Consider the following 18,111-nt stretch of genomic DNA (forward strand, 5'->3'; position numbering starts at 1 on the left):
AGCCTTAAGGCCGCTGCACTAACTATGAAACAGGAAGACAGTTGGTCCAAGGTCTTATCGAAACCCCGCCAATTGCCGAGCTTGGCTGGGCCGAGTTTCGTCATCGCAGCAAACTCAAAAAAACGCATTGCTCGATTCCAGTTTTGACACTAATGTTCTCTTTATGTTCTTTGAGGGAGAATCCTGAAATGTCTCTTAACTACGTGATGATTGGTTCAAATGATGTCGCCAAAGCCCGCACTTATTACGATGCGGTGGTGCCGAAAATAGGTGGGAAAGTCGTCGCCGAATATATGCCGCACGCGGTATGCTATGAGCTGCGTGGTGGCGGATGCATGTGGGTCGCAACTCCATTCGATAAAGAACTTGCAACGATCGGAAATGGCAACATGGTCGGTCTGCTATGCCAAAGCGAAGATGAAGTACGAGACGCACACGCGACTGCACTGGCCAATGGTGGCTCAAACGAAGGTGACCCGGATGATCGTCCCCAATATGGTCCGAACTTCTTTGGCGCCTATGCTCGCGACCCAGATGGGAACAAGATGAGCTTTGTCTATTTTGGCGACGTGGGTTGATGGCGTCGTATAAGATTTGCGGGCTCGGTGGCGGGAACGAATCTGGAGCCTCCTTGGCCTCGGAACGTCACTCCAGCATGGATCAGAATACCGCTGACCATCAGCAGGTTCAGCAACATCAAGATGCCATTGCCCACATAGACCTGCAACTTGCATAGCACCGGCTCATAGACAAACCATAGCACGGACAGGCCAGCACACAGAGATTGGGACGGCAACGATGGACCTATGGCGTGTTCAGAATGGGTAAACTAGAGCGTGACCAGCTGCGAAAGCGTGGCAGAGAGGCCGAGTTGCGGTTTTTCCAGTTTCTCAGAACGTGTTTCAGCCACGAAAACACCCCATCACCGTACTTGGTCTCGAAGGCAGATCAGCCCCAACCTGCCAAAAACAACATCCCAAAAAGTCGCTTTGATGCCGGTGTCAAAGGCCCATCAAAGGTCATTCCAACCCCTCTTCACCCAGCATATGCCGTCCTTGCCGGTCCTCAACCTCAAGCACCCAGAGATCAGGGTCAAAGCTGCGTTGTTTGGTGATCGCGGTGTCCACATCTGCCTCGGGGCCGCTGGAAAGTTCGATCCATTTGCGTTCACCGCTCATCAGGTCAAAGCTGCGTTGGAAAGCGACGGCCTGCCCGTCCAGCGTATTGAGCTTGACCAGAACGGCCCCTGCAGTGTCGTCACCATGGGCCACAACAAAGGCCGGGATCTCCTGAAATCGAAGCCGCGCCAGATAGGCGTGGACCCAGAATTCAGCCGTCAGGCGCGTCATGCGTTGCCGTCTTTGAAATCCAGGCCCATTTCCGAATAGCGCTCGGATTCTTCCAGCCAGTTGGGCCGGACTTTCACTTGCAGGAACAGATGGATCTTACGATCCAGGAATTCTTCCAACTCGGCCCGTGCGGCCTGACTGACGGCCTTGATGGTCTCACCCTTTTTGCCCAGCACGATGCCTTTGTGGCCGTCGCGCATAACATAGATGACCTGATCGATTTTGGCAGAGCCATCTTTGCGCTCTTCCCAATTTTCGGTCTCGACGGTCAACTGATACGGTAATTCCTGATGCAGGCGCAGAGTCAGCTTTTCGCGCGTCATTTCAGCCGCGATCATACGCAGCGGCAAATCGGCGATCTGATCTTCAGGATACAGCCACGGACCTTCGGGCAATTCCGCGGCGAGCCACTTGCGCAGATCATCAACGCCGTGGCCTTTGTCAGCCGAGATCATGAAAGTTTCGGCAAACGGATAGCGCGCGTTCAACTCGCTGGTCAGCGCCAGCAGCTTTTCGGACGGTACCTTGTCGATCTTGTTAATCGCCAGAGCGATTGTGCGGCCCTGTCCGATCTCTTCCAGACCTTCGAGGATGCGTTCAACCCCTTCAGTGATGCCACGATGCGCCTCGACCATAAGCACAACAACATCCGCATCTGCTGCCCCGCCCCAGGCGGCGGCGACCATGGCGCGGTCCAGACGGCGGCGGGGTTTGAACAGGCCCGGCGTGTCCACGAACACCAGCTGCGCGTCGCCCTCCATCGCCACACCTCGGATGCGGGTGCGTGTGGTCTGCACCTTATGCGTCACGATCGAGACCTTGGCCCCGACCATTCGGTTCAGAAGGGTGGATTTGCCTGCGTTTGGCTCTCCGATCAGGGCGATAAATCCGGCGCGTGTGGTCATGTGTCCTGCGATCCTGTTTGCAAGTGCGCACCCCTATAACAGAAAGGTCCGGCGGGCCAGAGGGATTTGTCGCATTGCAGCCATGCACGCAGGGTGGCAGGACGGACGCAGACGCCCAGCCATTCCCAGCCCGGCATCAGATCCGTTCAGTGAGGTTTTCATGAAACGTCGCGAGTTTCTTCTTGGAAGCAGTGCCGCCGCCGGCGTCGTAGGGTTGGGAGGATTGTCTCTGGCCGCAGGCAACGATGCGCAGGAACTGGTGCTGCAGTCCGCCAACTATCGGTTACGCGATCAGCTGACCACGGGGATGGTCAGCCTATCCCCTGATGCACCGCCTCCGGTTCTGTACGGACGACAGGGCGAGGCAATGCGCCTGACGGTGCGCAATACCCTGCCCGATTACACCGCCATGCACTGGCATGGGCTGCGCATTGCCAACAAGATGGACGGGGTGCCTTATCTGACCCAGATGCCCATCGGTGAGGGTGAGAGCTTTGCCTATGAATTTACACCTCCGGATGCGGGGACACACTGGTATCACCCCCATTGTATGACGATGGATCAGATGGCCCATGGGCTGACCGGTGTGATGGTGATTGCCGAGCTGGAAGACCCCGGTTTCGACAGCGAGCAGGTGATCAATCTGCGCGATTTCAGGCTGGACGAGGAGGGCGCATTTCTACCCGCATATACCGCGCGTGGAGCTGCGCGAGCGGGCACATTTGGCAATGTTCAAACCGCGAACTGGCGGACAGAGGCGGTATATGATCACGCGGCAGGCACCCTTGTGCGATTGCGCGTCGTCAATACGGACACAACCCGCATCTACAGGCTGCATCTTGAAGGAGCCGTGGCCCGGATCATTGCGTGGGACGGGCATCCAGTTGAGGTTGACCTCGCCTTACCCACCGCCGACGAACCGCTTTTGTTTGGCCCTGGTCAGCGGGTGGATTTTGCCGTGCGAATGCCAGAGGATGAAGGGCAATCGGCGGCGTTGATGGCCAAATTCCCAGGGCAAAAGCATCGCGCAATGGCGCGTTTGCGGGCGACCGGTCAATCCGCGGCACGCGATCTGAAGGAATTGCGCCCTTTGCGTACCAACCCTGTTCTGCGCCCTAACCTGGACCAAGCCGAGATGCATGAATTCGTGTTCGGCTGGACACCCGAAGGTGGTGCGCCCAATGACGGGTTCTGCGGGTCGCTGGGCTACAGTTTCTGGTCCATTAATCGCACGCCGTGGCCCGGGGATGCAGCACCAGGAACCGGACCGCTGGCCGTGCTTGAACAGGATAAGAGTTATGTTCTGCGACTGCGTAATGAGTCTCCGAATCTGCACCCGATCCACCTGCACGGGCTTGCTTTTGTCCCGCTAAAGTCAAATCTGCGCAAACTGCCACCGTTGGTGTCCGATACGGTGCTTTTGTTAAAAGACGAGATCATTGATATCGCGCTGGTTGCTGACAATCCCGGCGACTGGGCGTTTCATTGTCATGTGATCGAGCATCAGAAAACCGGGCTGGCCGGGTTCATCCGGGTGGTCTGACCTTAGCCCAACGCTGACATGTCCAATGCCAGAACGTGGTTCGGATAGGCTTGGTCTGCGATACGGAAATGCGTGATGCCAACCTGCCGGAACCCCTTAGACAGATAGAAATCGATGGCAGCAGTGTTCTCGGAATTGGTCGTCAGCCAAATCTCAGTCCGGCCTTTATCCCGACAATAGTCAATCGCCACCTGCAACAGAGCGGAACCGATGCCCTTTCCATGATGGCGCGGCTGCACGTAAAACGTCACGATCTCAAGATCGGACAGTCCGTCAACAGGTGCAATGCTACCTTCTGACAACCGAATATACCCATCAATACCGTCCCGGTTTTCCGAGACCACCAAAAGGTCCGCCCCGTCGTCGATAACCGCTTCAAACCGTGCTGTTGTGAATTCGCTCAGTGCAAATTCAGCGAAGAACGAACTCACGCCATGCCGCAGATAGGTACCGATCCAGACTTCGATCGACAAAGCTGCCAAACTGGCGGCATCTGCCTTCTGGGCTGATCTGAGCTTCATGTCCTTAGGATGAACCGGCCGGGTTCAACTGCTCTAGCAGCGCCTTTGCAGCTGCCTGTTCGGCCTGACGTTTGGATCCGGCGGTGGCCTGCGCCTCGGCGCCGTCCTGAAGGCGTGCAGCGATGGTGAAGATCGGCGCGTGGTCGGGGCCACTGCGTTTGACCTCAATATAAGAGGGCGGCTTTTGTCCACGGGCCTGTGCCCATTCCTGCAGCGCGGTTTTGGCGTCGCGTGCGTCGGCCTCGACCGTGTGGACACGGTCCCCCCAAAGGGCGAGGATAACATCGCGGGCGGCCTCGAACCCGGCATCGCGGTAAATGGCGGCGATCACGGCCTCCATCGCGTCGCCCAGCAGGGCCTGTTTGCGGCGGCCGCCAGACAGCATCTCGGACCGACCCAGTTTCAATACCGCGCCCAGATCGATCTGGCGGGCCACGTCAGCGCAGGCCTCTTTGCGGACCAGCGCGTTGAACCGAGGGGCCAGTTGGCCTTCGGATGCCTTTTTGTCGGCCTCAAGCAGCGCGGTGGCCATGACAAGGCCCAGTACGCGGTCGCCGAGAAATTCGAGCCGCTGATTGTCGGGTCGGGTATTCGACGAGACCGAGCCATGGGTCAGCGCGCGCACCAGCAGTTCGGGGTTGGCGAACTCATACCCCAAACGCTGCTGGAACGCCTTTATTTCAGCCGAAAGCTTCAATTGACCGCCTTGAAGAACCGATCTCCGCGCCAGGTCCAGAAGAACAGCATCGACCGGCCCGCGGACGAGAACATGATCCGGTCGGCCCGACCGATCAGGTTTTCATAAGGCACATAACCCACGCCACCGGCGGATTGCGGCAGGCGGCTGTCACTGGAATTGTCGCGGTTGTCACCCATGAAGAAATAGTGGCCTTCGGGCACGGTATAGATGCCTGTATTGTCCGATCTCTGATTGCCAATGTTCAACACGTCATAAGACACACCGTTGGGCAGGGTTTCAATCAATCGCGTCTTTTCACATGTCCCGCCGATACCAACAGGTCCGTTTTCGCAGCGCGGGCGCAGGCGCTGTGGCCCTTGCGGCTCGGCGATTTCTGTGAACACACCGTCAGGCTGCTGGGTAACCGGAGTACCGTTGAGGATAATCTGACCGTCGCGAACCTGTATACGATCGCCCGGCAGACCGATCAGGCGTTTGATATAGTCGCGCCCGGTGACCGGATGGCGAAAGACGATGACATCGCCACGTTCGGGATCACCGCCCCAGATACGGGTATTGTCTTCGCCCTGCATCCAGCCGCAGATATCTTCGGCATCCACATTCAGACCAACGCTGGGAATAATCAGGCTGGGACAGGATGCGTAGGAATAGCCATAAGCCATCTTGTTGACGAAGAGGAAATCACCGATCAGCAGCGTCTGCTTCATCGAGCCCGAGGGGATCCAGAACGGTTGAAAGAAGAGGGTGCGGAACACGCCGGCAATCAACAGGGCGTAGACGATGGTTTTGATCGTCTCCCAGACGGGATTTCCGGTCTTGGCTTCCTCGGCCATACTGCTCTCTCCAGTTCTTTGCTTGGCTTCGCTGCTACATGCGGGGGGGATGGAGGCAAGTCAAGGCTGCGTGGCGTGATCTTGAAGCGGACGCGCCTCGATCACTACAAAGGCCTGCGCCCAGGGGTGATCATCGGTCAGGGTGACGTGAATGATCGCCTCGTGCCCTTCGGGGGTCATTTCCTTCAGGCGTTCGGCGGCCCAACCGGTCACATGCATCACAGGTTGGCCGGTGCGCAGATTGGTGACGGCCATGTCCTTCCACGAAATGCCCATGCGCAAACCGGTGCCCAGCGCCTTGGAACACGCCTCTTTCGCGGCCCAGCGTTTGGCATAGGTGCCCGCGGTATCGGCACGACGGTCTGCCTTGCGCTGCTCTGTCTCGGTGAAGACACGGTTGCGGAACCGGTCGCCGAAACGGTCGAGGGTGCCCTGAATGCGGTCGATATTTGCGAGGTCTGTGCCGATGCCGAGGATCATTTCAGGTAGCCTGAGCTTGAATGTTCTTTGCTCCACGAAAGACACGCGACGCAAGTCTGACGACCCACCAGTTGAGAATGAATACGGCCGAAAGTGCCATCACTGCTAAGCTGATGAAAAAGACAGCATATTCTCCGGTGAAAAAGAAGACGTATGCTTCCACCATTTCTGGCCTCCCAAGTAACAACAGAAAACCGAAAGTTACCAGTAAATCAACAACGGAGACTCTGGCCGTTGCTGCAAATGCAAAGCGCCGCGCTTCGCTGCGGTTGATCGCTCTTAGATTTTGGAGTTTGAATCTGCGGCCAACAATGAAGGCAGCCAAGACCACTGGCAGCAACGTGACCAGAAACCCGTGAAAAGTAATGTCAATTCCCGTACGCAAGCGGAACAAAACTGCAATCACTGGCACCAGAATTCGGAAAACAAAAAACCAAAACGTGTACCTTGAAAGGCTGATCGTTGTCATTTGTAAATCATTTCCCGAATATCGAGGTGCTTTATACCTCCACGCTGCATAGCCGCCAGTTCCTTCACGACAACCGCACCGTCAATACCTTGTAACTCGCCACACCGAAGAACCCCGCAAAGGCAAAATCGAACCAACGGCGGGCGCGGCGGTAGGTGCGGACCATGCGTTCGGATGAAAACAGGAAGGCGTAGCCGATGAAGATCAGCAATGAGCCCGCATAGAGCATGGCGAAATAGCCCAGCAGCATCGACAGGCTGGCATCATTGGGTGCGACGATGGCATAGATCGAGCTCCAGCTGAGGATTGCTTTGGGGTTGGTCAGGTGAATTGCCGCGCCTTTGGCGAAGATCGTCGGCAGAGAACCAGTGACCGGTTTGCCCAATGCGACCTCGTCCGAGGTCATCGCGCGGCGCAGAGCCTTAAGGGCCAGCCAGCCCAGATAGGCCACACCGACATAGCGGATCACTTCGAACACCCAGACATTGGCCAGCATGATCGCAGACAGGCCAAGTGCTGCGGCAATGCCCCAAGCGGCGGACCCGGCACAGATGCCCAACGCGAAGACCAGACCGGCGCGGCGGCCTTCGTTCATGGCGGTTCCGGCAATTCCCATCGTGGCAGGCCCCGGAGAGCCGCCAGCCATCAGCCAAGCCAGCCAGATGGCGACAAAGCCGGGCGTGATCACGCGCGGGCCTCGTCCATCAGGCGGCGCATTTCCTGAATGGCGGGGGTGAGACCCAGAAAGATTGACTCACCGATCAGGAAGTGGCCGATATTCAGTTCTTTCACCTCAGGGAAAGCCGCAACCGGCTTAACCGTGTCATAGGTCAGGCCGTGGCCTGCATGGACCTCAAGCCCCAGCGAATGGGCAAACGCAGACATCTGACGCAGCGAATCAAGCTCTTGCGCGGCATCGTCCACGCGCCCCTCTGCGTGGGCGTCGCAATAGGCACCGGTGTGCAATTCGATCACTTCGGCACCAATGCGATGCGCCGCCTCGATCTGACGCTGATCAGCGGCGATGAAAATCGATACGCGGCAGCCGACATCCCGAAGTGGCGCGATGAAATGGGCCAACTTGTTTTCCTCGCGCGCGACTTCAAGTCCGCCTTCGGTGGTGCGTTCCTCGCGCTTTTCGGGGACAATACAGACAGCGTGCGGTTTATGGCGCAGGGCGATTTTCTGCATCTCGTCCGTAGCTGCCATCTCAAAGTTCAGCGGCACCGACAGAACTTCCATCAGCCCGTCGATATCGGTGTCCGATATATGGCGGCGGTCTTCGCGCAAGTGGGCGGTGATGCCGTCGGCGCCTGCCTCTTCCGCCAGTTTGGCGGCGCGCAGCGGATCGGGATAAGCCCCACCCCGCGCATTGCGTACGGTGGCGACGTGATCGATGTTCACACCCAGACGCAAGTGGTTCTCAGACATCACTCGATTCCTTTTGTAGACTTTTCGGCCGAGCCTAGTGGCTTTGACGGGGGAACGGCAGCCGTTTCTTCGGCCAAACGTTTGATTTGATCAAACTTCGCCTTGATCCTGGCGCGACGGCGCTGTTGGTAGGTGCGGATCAGCGGCAAGCTGAGATAATAGCAGAGCACACCTGCCACGATGCCGGGAATGATACCGCCGATCATATAGGGGTAGAAGACGTCATCGTAGAACTGTGCTAACCCGTGCCAGTCGGCCACGCGATCCGTAAACAGCGCCAGAAAATTGTTCTTGAGGTCACCGATAGCGTTAGCAAATTTGCCCATCAGGCCCTGCGTGTCACCTTCTTCGTATTCAGTGCCTAACAGGAAATGCCCGGTCTGAAGACAGATCACCCCAATCGGCACATAAGTCAAAGGGTTGCCGAAAAACGTGCCGCTAAGAGCGGCCAGAAGATTGCCCTTGAACAGCCTGGCGCCGATTGCAGCTACCAGAAAATGCAGCCCGTAAAACGGTGTGAACGCGGCAAAAACGCCTGCCCCGATGCCGCGCGCGATCCTGTCTGGAGTGTCAGGCAGCCGCCGGACCCGGTGTTTCACGTAATGAAAGGCGCGGGTCCACCCGCCACGCGGATAGACGAAATCCGATGCGACCTGAACAGGAGAGCGTCGGTCTCGTCGCTTGAATACCACGCGTGTTCACCCCTTCTCAGCCAGCTGCAACCGCGGATTTGGCCTGATCCCGATACCTTTCGACCGCCGCGACGTCGCTTTCCGCCTCGAGCATCAGCATAAGCGAATGCAACTGTTCAAGGTCGCGCAGTTCGACATTGATCAGCAGACGGTAGAAATCCGGTTTGCGGTCAACAAATTCCAAGTTCGAGATATTGGCCTTTTTCTCGCCGATCAATGTGCAAATACGCCCCAGAACACCGGCATCATTGCCAATAGTCAGATCCAGCGTCGCGCTATAGACGGCTGGGTGGGTGCCCGAATGCCAGTGCAAATCGACCCAGCGCTCGGGTTCGCCTTCAAACTCGCTCAGCCGGTCGCAATCGATGGCGTGCACCACCACGCCCTTGCCACGGTAGGTGATGCCAACGATCCGCTCTCCCGGCAGAGGCTGGCAACACGGCGCGCGATCGAATTTCTGCCCCGGTTCAAGGCCGATGACGGCACGACGCAGCGGAATGGCATCGCCGTCGTCTTTGGCCAGTTCGGGATAGACGGCCTGAACCACCTCATGCGCCGTAAGTTCAGCGCTGCCCAGACGGGCCAGCAATTCGTGCCGATCTTTCAGACGCAGGTGTTTGGCTGCGGTGTCTAGCGTCTTTTCAGTGGCCTTGCGCCCAACGTGCTCAAAGCCTGAACGCGCCAGTTCCTTGCCCAGTTTAATGAACCGCTCCCGGTCGACCTCGCGCAGGGCGCGACGGATGGCGGTGCGGGCCTTGCCAGTGACGGCAATCTCAAGCCATGTGACCTGCGGCGTCTGACCGTCTGCAGTGATGATGTCAACCGACTGGCCGTTCTTCAGCCGCGTCCAAAGCGGCACACGGATGCCGTCCACCTTGGCCCCAACACAGGCATGGCCGATCCGTGTATGAATTGCATAGGCAAAATCAATCGGCGTCGCCCCGCGCGGCAGTTTCACCACATCGCCCTTGGGCGTGAAGCAGAACACCTGGTCGGAATACATCTCCAATTTGACGGCCTCGAGGAAGTCTTCGTGATCTTCCTCATTGTCGAACTGCTCGGTCAGGTTGGAAATCCACTTGGCCGGGTCAACGGCAAACGGGTTCTCGGTACGTACCCCGTCGCGATAAGACCAGTGCGCTGCAACGCCGGTTTCAGCCACGTCGTGCATCTGGCGGGTGCGGATCTGAACCTCGACCCTTTTACCGTCACGCCCCGACACCGTGGTATGAATCGAACGGTAGCCGTTCGACTTCGGCTGACTGATGTAATCCTTGAACCGCCCCGGTACCGCGCGCCAGCGCTGATGGATCGCACCAAGTGTGCGATAGCAGTCCTCTTCGGTCTGGGTGATGATGCGAAAGCCGTAAATATCGGACAGGCGCGAGAAGCCCTGATCCTTTTCCTGCATCTTTCGCCAGATCGAATAGGGTTTCTTGGCGCGGCCAAAGACCTCGGCATCGATCCCCGCCTTCTCCAGCTCGTGCCGCATATCGCCGGTGATCCGATGGATCACGTCACCGGTTTCGCGTTGCAGCGTGATGAAACGCCGGATGATCGATTGGCGGCCTTCGGGGTTCAGGACACGGAAAGCGAGGTCTTCCAACTCTTCGCGCATCCATTGCATACCCATCCGGCCCGCAAGTGGCGCATAGATGTCCATCGTCTCGCGCGCTTTAACCACCTGCTTTTCTGGGCGCATTGCCTTGATCGTGCGCATGTTATGCAGACGGTCTGCCAACTTGACCAAAATGACTCGCAGGTCCTTGGACATGGCCATGAACAGCTTGCGGAAATTTTCAGCCTGCTTGGTCTCACGGCTGGACAGTTGCAGGTTGGTCAGCTTGGTAACACCGTCAACCAGCTTGGCGACTTCATCCCCAAACAGCTCGGCCACCTTGCCATAATTGGCTTTGGTGTCTTCGATCGTGTCGTGAAGCAGCGCCGTAATGATGGTCGCATCATCCAGACGCTGTTCTGTCAGGATGGCGGCAACGGCAACGGGATGGGTAAAATAGGGCTCGCCGGAATGTCGGACCTGCCCCTCATGCATCTGCTGACCGAATTCATAGGCCAGTGTGATACGTTCAGCATTCGTCTTGGGATTGTAGTTGCGGACCAGCGCAATCAGGTCGTCAGCAGAAATCATCCGGTCCGCACCTTCGCTTTTAGGGCTTACCCCTGTCCCTGGGCCTCCATCAGAGCGCGCAGGAGTTTTTCTTCGGACATGTCGTCCATGGCAGGTTTGTCCGATTCGGCACCCATCAGCAGTGCCATCTGATCTTCTTCCGGCTCATCGACCTCGATCTGGGTCTGGTTGGCCTCGATCAGGCGCTCGCGCAGTTCATCCGCGCTTTGGGTTTCGTCGGCGATTTCGCGCAGGGACACGACAGGGTTCTTGTCGTTGTCGCGGTCAACAGTAATCGCAGCACCGGCGGATACCTCGCGCGCCCGATGGGCGGCAAGCATCACCAGTTCGAACCGGTTTGGAACCTTGTCTACGCAATCTTCAACCGTCACGCGGGCCATGAGGCGCTCTCCGTTTCTGAATCCATGTCAGGAAGGGGCTTATCTAAGCGCGAATCCGCGCCTTGACAAGCAGGAAATGCTGCATTTGCAAGGATCACAGTGGCGTGACCGCTGCAACTTCGTCCGCAGGCAGATCGGCGACCATCTGTGAAACCGTGCGATCCAGAACTGGATGACGCCAGTCAGGGACGATATCGGCCATGGGCACAAGCACAAATGAACGGTCCTGAAGGCGCGGATGCGGCAGGATCAGTTGATCCGGGGCCTTTTGCTGCTGCGCCTCAGGTGACAGGGTCAGCCAGTGATCGAACAGCGCACGATCCGGCAACACCTGATCGCTAAAACACACAAGATCGAGGTCCAGTGTCCGCATTCCCCAACGCTGCACCCGTTCGCGCCCGAACTCATGCTCAACCGCGTGCAGGCCGCGCAAAAGCTCGGCCGGAGACTGCTCGGTGGCGATCAGAGCCGCAGCATTCACGTAATCCGGGCCCGCGCCTGCGGGAAAGCAAGGTGTCGCGAAAAACCTACTGACTGCGCGAATCACCAGATCCTGACGCGAAATGGCGTCAAGGGCGCTCTGAAGGGTAACGGCAGGCCCATTTCCTCTCAAGTTGAGATTTGCACCCAGTGCAATAACGGCATTTGACAAAGAATTGCTCATCCAGCACCCTACATTCGACGCATTGCATACTTGCGATAACTGCCAAAAGTTCTAATTATAGCATGATCAGAACGCGCCAATTTATCACTCACTCACTCACTTAACGGCGCGATCTGGATTATACCGAAAGGGACTATTTATGTTTTATAAAGACGAACGGCTAGCGCTGTTCATCGACGGCTCGAATCTTTATGCTGCGGCAAAAGCACTCGGTTTCGACATAGACTACAAACTTCTGCGGCAGGAATTCATGCGCCGTGGCAAGTTGCTTCGGGCCTTCTATTACACAGCGCTCCTGGAAAACGACGAATATTCGCCGATCCGTCCATTGGTTGACTGGCTGCATTACAACGGCTTCACCATGGTCACGAAACCGGCCAAGGAATACACCGACAGCATGGGGCGTCGGAAAGTCAAAGGGAACATGGATATCGAGCTTACTGTCGATGCCATGGAACTTGCGCCTCGTGTGGATCATATCGTGCTATTCTCGGGCGATGGGGATTTCCGCCCGCTGATTGCCAGCCTGCAACGTCAGGGCGTGCGTGTGTCTGTCGTGTCGACCATCCGTAGCCAGCCTCCGATGATCTCGGACGAGCTGCGCCGACAGGCGGACAACTTCATCGAACTGGAAGATCTGCGCGACGTGATCGGCCGCCCGCCACGTGAAATGCCGGCCGAGCCGCGCAATGTCGCGATGGCCAGCAACAGCTGATCTGAAATACGCATTACTGATGGGGTAAAATTTGCGCGGTCAGGACCGAAGTCCTGGCCGCGCTTCCTTAACTATGTACAGGTGCTGAAACATCTCTTGGCTAGCATCGATTCGTGTCAGTTGAATGACGATCTCCTGTCTGGACCAAGGCCAGGAAAAGACTTACCTGTGCCTCAAGGAGACACCCAATGACACAGCCACCGCTGACACTTTACCTTGCAGCCCCCCGGGGTTTCTGCGCCGGTGTGGATCGCGCCATCAAGATCGTGGAAATGGCCCTGCAGAAATGGGGGGCTCCGGTCTATGTGCGCCACGAGATCGTGCATAACAAATTTGTCGTCGACGGGCTGCGGGCCAAGGGTGCTGTCTTTGTCGAGGAACTGCACGAATGCCCAGATGATCGTCCGGTGATTTTTTCCGCCCATGGCGTGCCGAAATCGGTCCCTGCCGAGGCCGCTAAACGCGAGATGATCTATGTGGATGCAACCTGCCCGCTGGTCTCGAAAGTGCACATCGAGGCACAGCGCCATGCAGATGCGGGGCTGCAGATGATCATGATCGGCCACAAGGGCCATCCCGAGACCGTTGGCACCATGGGACAGCTACCCGAGGGCGATGTGTTGCTGGTCGAAACCGTCGAGGATGTGGCCACGGTTGACGTGCGTAACCCCGAAAAACTCGCCTTTGTTACTCAGACAACCCTGTCAGTTGATGACACCAAAGACATCATAGCTGCGCTTCAGGCCCGGTTCCCGGCCATTGTCGGACCACACAAAGAAGACATCTGCTATGCCACCACGAACCGGCAAGAGGCCGTCAAGGCCGTGGCCCCCAAGGCGGACGCCCTGCTAGTTGTAGGGGCGCCGAACTCGTCGAACTCCCGCCGTCTGGTCGAGGTCGCCTCTCGCGAGGGCTGCGAATATGCGCAGCTGGTGCAGCGCGCCTCCGAGATCGACTGGCGCGCGCTGGAGGGTATCTCATCCGTGGCCGTCACTGCGGGCGCATCGGCCCCCGAGCTTTTGGTGAACGAGGTGATCGACGCGTTCCGCGCGCATTACGATGTCACCGTCGAACTGGTTGAGACAGCCGTCGAAAACATCGAGTTCAAAGTCCCCCGTGTCCTGAGGCAACCGGTGTGATCGGAGTACCAAAGGCACCGCTCTTTCTGGGGCTGGCGGGGCTGATTCCCTTTGTCTGGGGCGCTTTGACCTATCTGAACGGCGACCTGAACGCCTGGGGTGCGCAGAACCTTGGCGCGCGTTTTGTGGGACCGTACGTGCAGCTGTTCTATGGCTCTGTCATCTTGAGTTTTATGTCCGGTGTTCTTTGGGGTTTTGCCACCAAGACCTCAGGCAGCAAGGCGGGTCTATGTTACACCCTGTCTGTCCTGCCCGCGCTATGGGCCTTTTTCATGACAGGCGGCGGGCCGGTTCAGGCGGGCACGAACCTGATGTACGGGTTTGCCGGTTTGCTGGTGCTGGATGCCCTGTTTTCTTATTGGCGGCTGACACCGGTCTGGTGGATGCGGTTGCGCATCCTGCTGACCGCCGTCGTTGTCGCCAGCCTTGCCGTCGGAGTTTACCTGTGACCGACAAACGCACGATCAACGCCTATACCCCCAGGGTGGCCGAATATCTGAACATCCCGTTGCCCCCCGAACAGCTCGAGGCGCGTCAGGAATTTGCCGATGCAGTCTGTGCGGGTGGTTATGTGCTGGATCTGGGGTCCGGGCCCGGGTCAGACAGCGGTTTCCTGATGCGCCAGGGTCTAAAGGTAAGGGCGCTGGACGCGACGCCTGCCTTTGTGGACCATGCCCGTGAGAACGGAGTAGACGCGCATCTCGGCACGTTTGATGACGTGACCGAGACCTTGGTCTATGACGGTGTCTATGCCAGTTTTTCGCTGCTGCACGCGCCGCGCGCAGATTTCCCGCGCCACCTGAAGGCGATCCACAACGCCCTAAAGCCCGAAGGCCAGTTGTTTCTGGGAATGAAGCTGGGCACTGGCGAACACAGGGACGAACTGGATCGCTATTATACATATTATACCGAGGCCGAGATCGAAGGCGCTCTGACCCAGGCTGGGTTCACGATTGACCGCAGCGTCAAGGGGATGGGCAAGGGTCTGGCCGGGTCTTATGACGGATTTATACTGGTGTTTGCTCATGCCTGATTTGTTTGCCTATACCGATGGAGCCTGTTCCGGCAATCCCGGCCCCGGAGGCTGGGGCGTGCTGCTGCGCGCGATGGACGGGGACACCGTTCTAAAAGAACGTGAGCTGAACGGGGGCGAGGCCGAGACAACCAACAACCGGATGGAACTGCTGGCCGCCATAAGCGCGCTGGAGGCGCTGGAGCGCTCGTCGACGATCACCATCGTGACCGACAGCGCGTATGTGAAGAACGGCGTCACCGGCTGGATCTTTGGCTGGAAGCGGAACGGTTGGAAAACTTCGAACAAGAAACCGGTCAAGAACGTCGATCTGTGGCAACGTCTGGACGAAGCGCAAGAACGGCATGATGTGACCTGGGAGTGGGTCAAGGGACATGCGGGCCACCCCGAGAACGAAAAGGCCGATGAGTTGGCCCGCGCAGGCATGGCGCCGTTCAAACCCAAGAAGGCGCAGGCGTGACCTCGCTATCCTTGCTGGATTACGCCTCGGTCCTGATCTTTGCGCTGACCGGGGCCTTGGTGGCCAGCCGCGCCCAGCTGGATCTGGTCGGGTTTGCTTTCATGGCCTGTCTGACCGCAGTCGGAGGCGGTACAGTGCGTGATCTGTTGTTGGACCGGCACCCTATCTTCTGGGTCGGCCAACCGGACTACATACTGATCGCCGTTGCCGCCGCGGTTCTGGTGTTCTTTACCGCTCATTTGATGGAAAGCCGTTACAACTGGCTGGTTTGGCTGGACAGTTTTGCACTGTCGGTTGCCGTTGCTGCCGGAACTGGCGCTGCGTTTTCTCTGGATCAATCCGGTATCATTGTCGTGCTGATGGGGGTGACGACCGGATGTCTGGGCGGGCTAATGCGTGATGTGGTCTGCAACGAGGTACCACTGGTGCTGAAACAGGGTGAGCTTTATGTCTCTTGCGCATTTACTGGCGCGCTGACGGCGGTGTTGGCTGTCCGTTTAGGGACAGAACCTGCGCTTGCACTGGCTCTCTGCGCGTTGGTCTGCTGGGCGTTGCGAGCCGGATCATTGATATTTGGCTGGCAATTGCCCGTCTACAAAAGTCGTCCACCGCGCAACTAAGCCTGTCGGTGGACGTCAAAGCAGTGTGCTGATACCCATTTGGGAAGCGCAGCCCGGAGGCCAACGTGACCTTTAGACTTACATCCATTGCCGCCTGTCTGGCCCTGCTCGCCTCGTGCGGGCAATACTACACACCTGTCAGTTTTGTGGCGCAGGGCGACCAGATCATTGCCTCGGGCACAATTGATGAAACAACGCTATCCGCTTTTGAGGAGGCCATCGCTGAAAACCCCGAAGCCCGAACACTGGTCCTGCAGTACATCGAAGGATCCGTGGACGATGACGCCAATGTCATCTTCAGCCGCGCGGTGCGCAGGGCCGGTTTCGATACAATCGTGCCCTCAAACGGTCTGGTCGCCAGCGGAGGTACCGACCTTTTCCTGGCTGGAGAGCGCCGCGTGTTGCAACCGGGGGCCTGTGTCGGCGTTCACAGTTGGGCCGGATCCGGGCTGGTGGCCACCGAATTGCCCAAGGATGACCCGGAACATGACCGATACCTGGACTATTTCAAAGACATAGGCGTGGATGAGGAATTTTATTGGTACACGCTTTATGCTGCCCCGGCCGACAGTATGCACTGGATGACCGCCGCCGAGGCGAACCGCTACGAGATGACCACCAGAGTCGCCCCGGCACTTAGCTCGGCCACGGAGTGCGACGCGCGATAAATCAGCGCGTCATCAAGCGCGCACCGATTTCCTTGACGAATTTTGCGGCCACCATCGCGGTCATACCATAGGGGTCGCGATGCGGATTGAGCTCGACAATATCGGCCCCGACCAGTTGGCCTTCGAAACGGTGGATCAGGTTGATGACTTCGCGCGTGCTCAGCCCGCCGGGTTCGTGATGCGAGACGCCCGGGGCAAAGGCCGGGTCTAGCGCATCCAGATCCAGTGACAGGTAAACTGGGCCATCAAAGGAAATCTGCAGGTCGGGGCTCCAGTTGCGCATATCGATCACCTCGACCCCGAACTTGTCGGCCTGTTCGCGCTGATGCGTGTTCATGGTACGGATGCCGACCTGGACCAGCCGCTTGATCGGGCAGTTTTCCATCACGCGCGCAAAAGGGCAGCCATGGCCTAACGGGCCGATATCCTGTTCGTCGTACAGATCGGGGTGGCTGTCGATATGCAGGATATTCAACCCTTCGTACTTCTCCGCATGGGCCTTGATCAATGGATAGGCCACGGAATGGTCGCCACCCAGCGACAACAGGCGTGCACCGGTTACGATACGCTTGGCAGCTTCAGCTTCGATCCGGTCAATCGGCTCCTGACCGCGCATCTCAAAAACGTCCAAGTCGCCGGTATCTCGGAATCGCTCGGTCGCGCCCAAGTCGGTGCCATCCTCGGCGGTCAGGTTGGCGGCACCGGAATGTAACGCTTCGCGAATGCGTCCAGGGGCGAAGGCAGGGCCTTGCAGGAACGAGGAATGCAGGTCCAGTGGAACGCCCATCAGAGCAACGTCACCCGGTTTCAGATCGTGCTGCATCGACAGCCTCCCTTGTCGTTGAACGCGATCTGGCCGAAGAGTTGGCGCAAGGTCAAGGCGTTAACGGCGCAGATAGGTCTGCCAGATCCAGATCACCAGCAATGCCCCAAGGACCGCCCCGACAAACCCTGACAGCCAGCCCATGACGGTTAGCAGAAACCGCAGCAGAAGCCCTCCGATCAAGGCCCCAACGATGCCGATCAGCATAGTCGTCGGGATATCCGCCTCGATCCGCATCAAACGGGTGGCGAGGAACCCTGCCGCAGCACCGATGATGATCAACACAACGATGGGCATCTCATTTCCTCCAATGGGTCGGAACGATAATCAGGGCACCAACGGACGATATCACCGCATCCAGACCTGGCGGGCCAAAGCTGATCCCGAACATGATACGCACGAAATAGAACAGGAACGCCCCGCCCACACAGATGATGATGGATTGCAAATAGCCGTTATGGGTAAAACCGGTCTGTTCGGACAGGTATCCGACAATCCCGGCAATTACGACGGTGCCCATCATCACCATGAACATAT

25 protein-coding genes are annotated in these 18,111 nt (G+C 58.0%); 9 read left to right on the forward strand and 16 right to left on the reverse strand.

Going from position 1 to position 18,111, the window contains the following annotated elements; all coding sequences use genetic code 11:
* Nucleotides 1-41: 41 nt before the first annotated feature.
* The gene (locus AC2FLD_RS16620) at nt 42-578 is read left to right on the forward strand and encodes a VOC family protein (protein ID WP_496671103.1); all 537 of its coding nucleotides are present in this window, start codon (nt 42-44) and stop codon (nt 576-578) included.
* Between the two features lie 441 nt (nt 579-1,019).
* On the opposite strand, the gene AC2FLD_RS16625 is transcribed toward AC2FLD_RS16620, so the two are convergent.
* Nucleotides 1,020-1,349 carry a DUF1491 family protein gene (locus tag AC2FLD_RS16625; RefSeq protein WP_050605215.1) on the reverse strand — a complete coding sequence of 110 codons (330 nt, stop codon included), beginning with the start codon at nt 1,347-1,349 and terminating at the stop codon, nt 1,020-1,022.
* Nucleotides 1,346-2,254 carry a GTPase Era gene (gene era / locus AC2FLD_RS16630; protein ID WP_496671100.1) on the reverse strand — a complete coding sequence of 303 codons (909 nt, stop codon included), beginning with the start codon at nt 2,252-2,254 and terminating at the stop codon, nt 1,346-1,348. The genes AC2FLD_RS16625 and era overlap by 4 nt, the downstream gene beginning before the upstream one ends.
* Before the next feature lie 160 nt (nt 2,255-2,414).
* On the opposite strand from era, the gene AC2FLD_RS16635 reads away from it, so the two are divergent.
* Complete coding sequence (locus AC2FLD_RS16635; protein ID WP_496671098.1) at nt 2,415-3,797, forward strand: multicopper oxidase family protein; 1,383 nt, start codon at nt 2,415-2,417, stop codon at nt 3,795-3,797.
* Between the two features lie 2 nt (nt 3,798-3,799).
* Here AC2FLD_RS16635 and AC2FLD_RS16640 read toward each other — a convergent pair whose 3' ends face one another.
* The 11 genes from AC2FLD_RS16640 to folK form a co-directional block, all read right to left on the reverse strand.
* Complete coding sequence (locus AC2FLD_RS16640; protein ID WP_496671095.1) at nt 3,800-4,318, reverse strand: GNAT family N-acetyltransferase; 519 nt, start codon at nt 4,316-4,318, stop codon at nt 3,800-3,802.
* A gap of 4 nt (nt 4,319-4,322) precedes the next feature.
* The gene (gene rnc / locus AC2FLD_RS16645) at nt 4,323-5,015 is read right to left on the reverse strand and encodes a ribonuclease III (protein WP_496671092.1); all 693 of its coding nucleotides are present in this window, start codon (nt 5,013-5,015) and stop codon (nt 4,323-4,325) included.
* Entirely contained in the window at nt 5,012-5,851 is an 840-nt protein-coding gene (gene lepB / locus AC2FLD_RS16650) for a signal peptidase I (protein ID WP_496671089.1), read from the reverse strand. The genes rnc and lepB overlap by 4 nt, the downstream gene beginning before the upstream one ends.
* A gap of 60 nt (nt 5,852-5,911) precedes the next feature.
* Nucleotides 5,912-6,331 (reverse strand): holo-ACP synthase, encoded by a 420-nt coding sequence (acpS, locus tag AC2FLD_RS16655; RefSeq protein ID WP_050605221.1) that lies wholly within the window; start codon nt 6,329-6,331, stop codon nt 5,912-5,914.
* Nucleotide 6,332: 1 nt separating this feature from the next.
* On the reverse strand, nt 6,333-6,800 hold the full coding sequence (locus tag AC2FLD_RS16660; RefSeq protein ID WP_496671087.1) for an ABZJ_00895 family protein: 468 nt from the start codon (nt 6,798-6,800) through the stop codon (nt 6,333-6,335).
* 64 nt (nt 6,801-6,864) lie between these two features.
* On the reverse strand, nt 6,865-7,488 hold the full coding sequence (locus tag AC2FLD_RS16665) for a LysE family translocator (protein WP_496671084.1): 624 nt from the start codon (nt 7,486-7,488) through the stop codon (nt 6,865-6,867).
* Nucleotides 7,485-8,231 carry a pyridoxine 5'-phosphate synthase gene (locus AC2FLD_RS16670; RefSeq protein WP_496671081.1) on the reverse strand — a complete coding sequence of 249 codons (747 nt, stop codon included), beginning with the start codon at nt 8,229-8,231 and terminating at the stop codon, nt 7,485-7,487. The genes AC2FLD_RS16665 and AC2FLD_RS16670 overlap by 4 nt, the downstream gene beginning before the upstream one ends.
* The gene (locus AC2FLD_RS16675; RefSeq protein ID WP_496671078.1) at nt 8,231-8,923 is read right to left on the reverse strand and encodes a DUF2062 domain-containing protein; all 693 of its coding nucleotides are present in this window, start codon (nt 8,921-8,923) and stop codon (nt 8,231-8,233) included. Before AC2FLD_RS16675 ends, AC2FLD_RS16670 begins: the two co-directional genes overlap by 1 nt.
* Nucleotides 8,924-8,939: 16 nt before the next feature.
* The gene (locus AC2FLD_RS16680; protein WP_050605225.1) at nt 8,940-11,072 is read right to left on the reverse strand and encodes a RelA/SpoT family protein; all 2,133 of its coding nucleotides are present in this window, start codon (nt 11,070-11,072) and stop codon (nt 8,940-8,942) included.
* A 26-nt stretch (nt 11,073-11,098) separates the two neighbouring features.
* Complete coding sequence (gene rpoZ, locus AC2FLD_RS16685) at nt 11,099-11,452, reverse strand: DNA-directed RNA polymerase subunit omega (RefSeq protein ID WP_050605226.1); 354 nt, start codon at nt 11,450-11,452, stop codon at nt 11,099-11,101.
* Between the two features lie 94 nt (nt 11,453-11,546).
* Nucleotides 11,547-12,116, reverse strand: coding sequence for a 2-amino-4-hydroxy-6-hydroxymethyldihydropteridine diphosphokinase (gene folK / locus AC2FLD_RS16690; RefSeq protein ID WP_496671075.1), 570 nt, complete (start codon nt 12,114-12,116; stop codon nt 11,547-11,549).
* 139 nt (nt 12,117-12,255) lie between these two features.
* On the opposite strand from folK, the gene AC2FLD_RS16695 reads away from it, so the two are divergent.
* From AC2FLD_RS16695 to AC2FLD_RS16725, 7 genes are all read left to right on the forward strand, one after another.
* A complete protein-coding gene (locus tag AC2FLD_RS16695; protein ID WP_050605228.1) occupies nt 12,256-12,831 on the forward strand; it encodes a LabA-like NYN domain-containing protein in 576 nt (191 codons plus the stop codon).
* Between the two features lie 188 nt (nt 12,832-13,019).
* The gene (gene ispH / locus AC2FLD_RS16700; RefSeq protein WP_496671072.1) at nt 13,020-13,970 is read left to right on the forward strand and encodes a 4-hydroxy-3-methylbut-2-enyl diphosphate reductase; all 951 of its coding nucleotides are present in this window, start codon (nt 13,020-13,022) and stop codon (nt 13,968-13,970) included.
* Entirely contained in the window at nt 13,967-14,419 is a 453-nt protein-coding gene (locus AC2FLD_RS16705; protein WP_496671069.1) for a DUF3429 domain-containing protein, read from the forward strand. The genes ispH and AC2FLD_RS16705 overlap by 4 nt, the downstream gene beginning before the upstream one ends.
* A complete protein-coding gene (locus tag AC2FLD_RS16710) occupies nt 14,416-15,003 on the forward strand; it encodes a class I SAM-dependent methyltransferase (RefSeq protein ID WP_496671066.1) in 588 nt (195 codons plus the stop codon). Before AC2FLD_RS16705 ends, AC2FLD_RS16710 begins: the two co-directional genes overlap by 4 nt.
* Nucleotides 14,996-15,463, forward strand: coding sequence for a ribonuclease HI (rnhA, locus tag AC2FLD_RS16715; protein WP_496671063.1), 468 nt, complete (start codon nt 14,996-14,998; stop codon nt 15,461-15,463). The genes AC2FLD_RS16710 and rnhA overlap by 8 nt, the downstream gene beginning before the upstream one ends.
* Entirely contained in the window at nt 15,460-16,083 is a 624-nt protein-coding gene (locus AC2FLD_RS16720) for a trimeric intracellular cation channel family protein (RefSeq protein WP_496671061.1), read from the forward strand. The genes rnhA and AC2FLD_RS16720 overlap by 4 nt, the downstream gene beginning before the upstream one ends.
* A 65-nt stretch (nt 16,084-16,148) precedes the next feature.
* Nucleotides 16,149-16,751, forward strand: coding sequence for a COG3904 family protein (locus tag AC2FLD_RS16725; RefSeq protein ID WP_496671053.1), 603 nt, complete (start codon nt 16,149-16,151; stop codon nt 16,749-16,751).
* Between the two features lies 1 nt (nt 16,752).
* Here AC2FLD_RS16725 and speB read toward each other — a convergent pair whose 3' ends face one another.
* The 3 genes from speB to AC2FLD_RS16740 are packed head-to-tail and all read right to left on the reverse strand — an operon-like array spanning nt 16,753 to nt 18,109.
* Nucleotides 16,753-17,574 (reverse strand): agmatinase, encoded by an 822-nt coding sequence (speB, locus tag AC2FLD_RS16730; protein WP_496671048.1) that lies wholly within the window; start codon nt 17,572-17,574, stop codon nt 16,753-16,755.
* Nucleotides 17,575-17,634: 60 nt separating this feature from the next.
* Nucleotides 17,635-17,871, reverse strand: a complete 237-nt coding sequence (locus AC2FLD_RS16735) for a GlsB/YeaQ/YmgE family stress response membrane protein (protein ID WP_496671045.1) — start codon at nt 17,869-17,871, stop codon at nt 17,635-17,637.
* 1 nt (nt 17,872) lies between these two features.
* Nucleotides 17,873-18,109, reverse strand: coding sequence for a hypothetical protein (locus AC2FLD_RS16740; protein WP_170344822.1), 237 nt, complete (start codon nt 18,107-18,109; stop codon nt 17,873-17,875).
* Nucleotides 18,110-18,111: the final 2 nt, after the last annotated feature.

The sequence above is a fragment of the Ruegeria sp. CDSA021 genome (genome assembly GCF_059612325.1).

What these genes read in the sequence shown, in the direction of transcription:
- AC2FLD_RS16670 (WP_496671081.1), bottom strand. Translation starts at nt 8,231, where the DNA reads ATGTCTGAGAACCACTTGCGTCTGGGTGTGAACATCGATCACGTCGCC.
- AC2FLD_RS16735 (WP_496671045.1), bottom strand. Translation starts at nt 17,871, where the DNA reads ATGCCCATCGTTGTGTTGATCATCATCGGTGCTGCGGCAGGGTTCCTC.
- era (WP_496671100.1), bottom strand. Translation starts at nt 2,254, where the DNA reads ATGACCACACGCGCCGGATTTATCGCCCTGATCGGAGAGCCAAACGCA.
- AC2FLD_RS16740 (WP_170344822.1), bottom strand. Translation starts at nt 18,109, where the DNA reads ATGTTCATGGTGATGATGGGCACCGTCGTAATTGCCGGGATTGTCGGA.
- lepB (WP_496671089.1), bottom strand. Translation starts at nt 5,851, where the DNA reads ATGGCCGAGGAAGCCAAGACCGGAAATCCCGTCTGGGAGACGATCAAA.
- AC2FLD_RS16680 (WP_050605225.1), bottom strand. Translation starts at nt 11,072, where the DNA reads ATGATTTCTGCTGACGACCTGATTGCGCTGGTCCGCAACTACAATCCC.
- acpS (WP_050605221.1), bottom strand. Translation starts at nt 6,331, where the DNA reads ATGATCCTCGGCATCGGCACAGACCTCGCAAATATCGACCGCATTCAG.
- AC2FLD_RS16660 (WP_496671087.1), bottom strand. Translation starts at nt 6,800, where the DNA reads ATGACAACGATCAGCCTTTCAAGGTACACGTTTTGGTTTTTTGTTTTC.
- AC2FLD_RS16625 (WP_050605215.1), bottom strand. Translation starts at nt 1,349, where the DNA reads ATGACGCGCCTGACGGCTGAATTCTGGGTCCACGCCTATCTGGCGCGG.
- rpoZ (WP_050605226.1), bottom strand. Translation starts at nt 11,452, where the DNA reads ATGGCCCGCGTGACGGTTGAAGATTGCGTAGACAAGGTTCCAAACCGG.
- AC2FLD_RS16695 (WP_050605228.1), top strand. Translation starts at nt 12,256, where the DNA reads ATGTTTTATAAAGACGAACGGCTAGCGCTGTTCATCGACGGCTCGAAT.
- speB (WP_496671048.1), bottom strand. Translation starts at nt 17,574, where the DNA reads ATGCAGCACGATCTGAAACCGGGTGACGTTGCTCTGATGGGCGTTCCA.
- rnhA (WP_496671063.1), top strand. Translation starts at nt 14,996, where the DNA reads ATGCCTGATTTGTTTGCCTATACCGATGGAGCCTGTTCCGGCAATCCC.
- AC2FLD_RS16640 (WP_496671095.1), bottom strand. Translation starts at nt 4,318, where the DNA reads ATGAAGCTCAGATCAGCCCAGAAGGCAGATGCCGCCAGTTTGGCAGCT.
- AC2FLD_RS16635 (WP_496671098.1), top strand. Translation starts at nt 2,415, where the DNA reads ATGAAACGTCGCGAGTTTCTTCTTGGAAGCAGTGCCGCCGCCGGCGTC.
- folK (WP_496671075.1), bottom strand. Translation starts at nt 12,116, where the DNA reads ATGAGCAATTCTTTGTCAAATGCCGTTATTGCACTGGGTGCAAATCTC.
- ispH (WP_496671072.1), top strand. Translation starts at nt 13,020, where the DNA reads ATGACACAGCCACCGCTGACACTTTACCTTGCAGCCCCCCGGGGTTTC.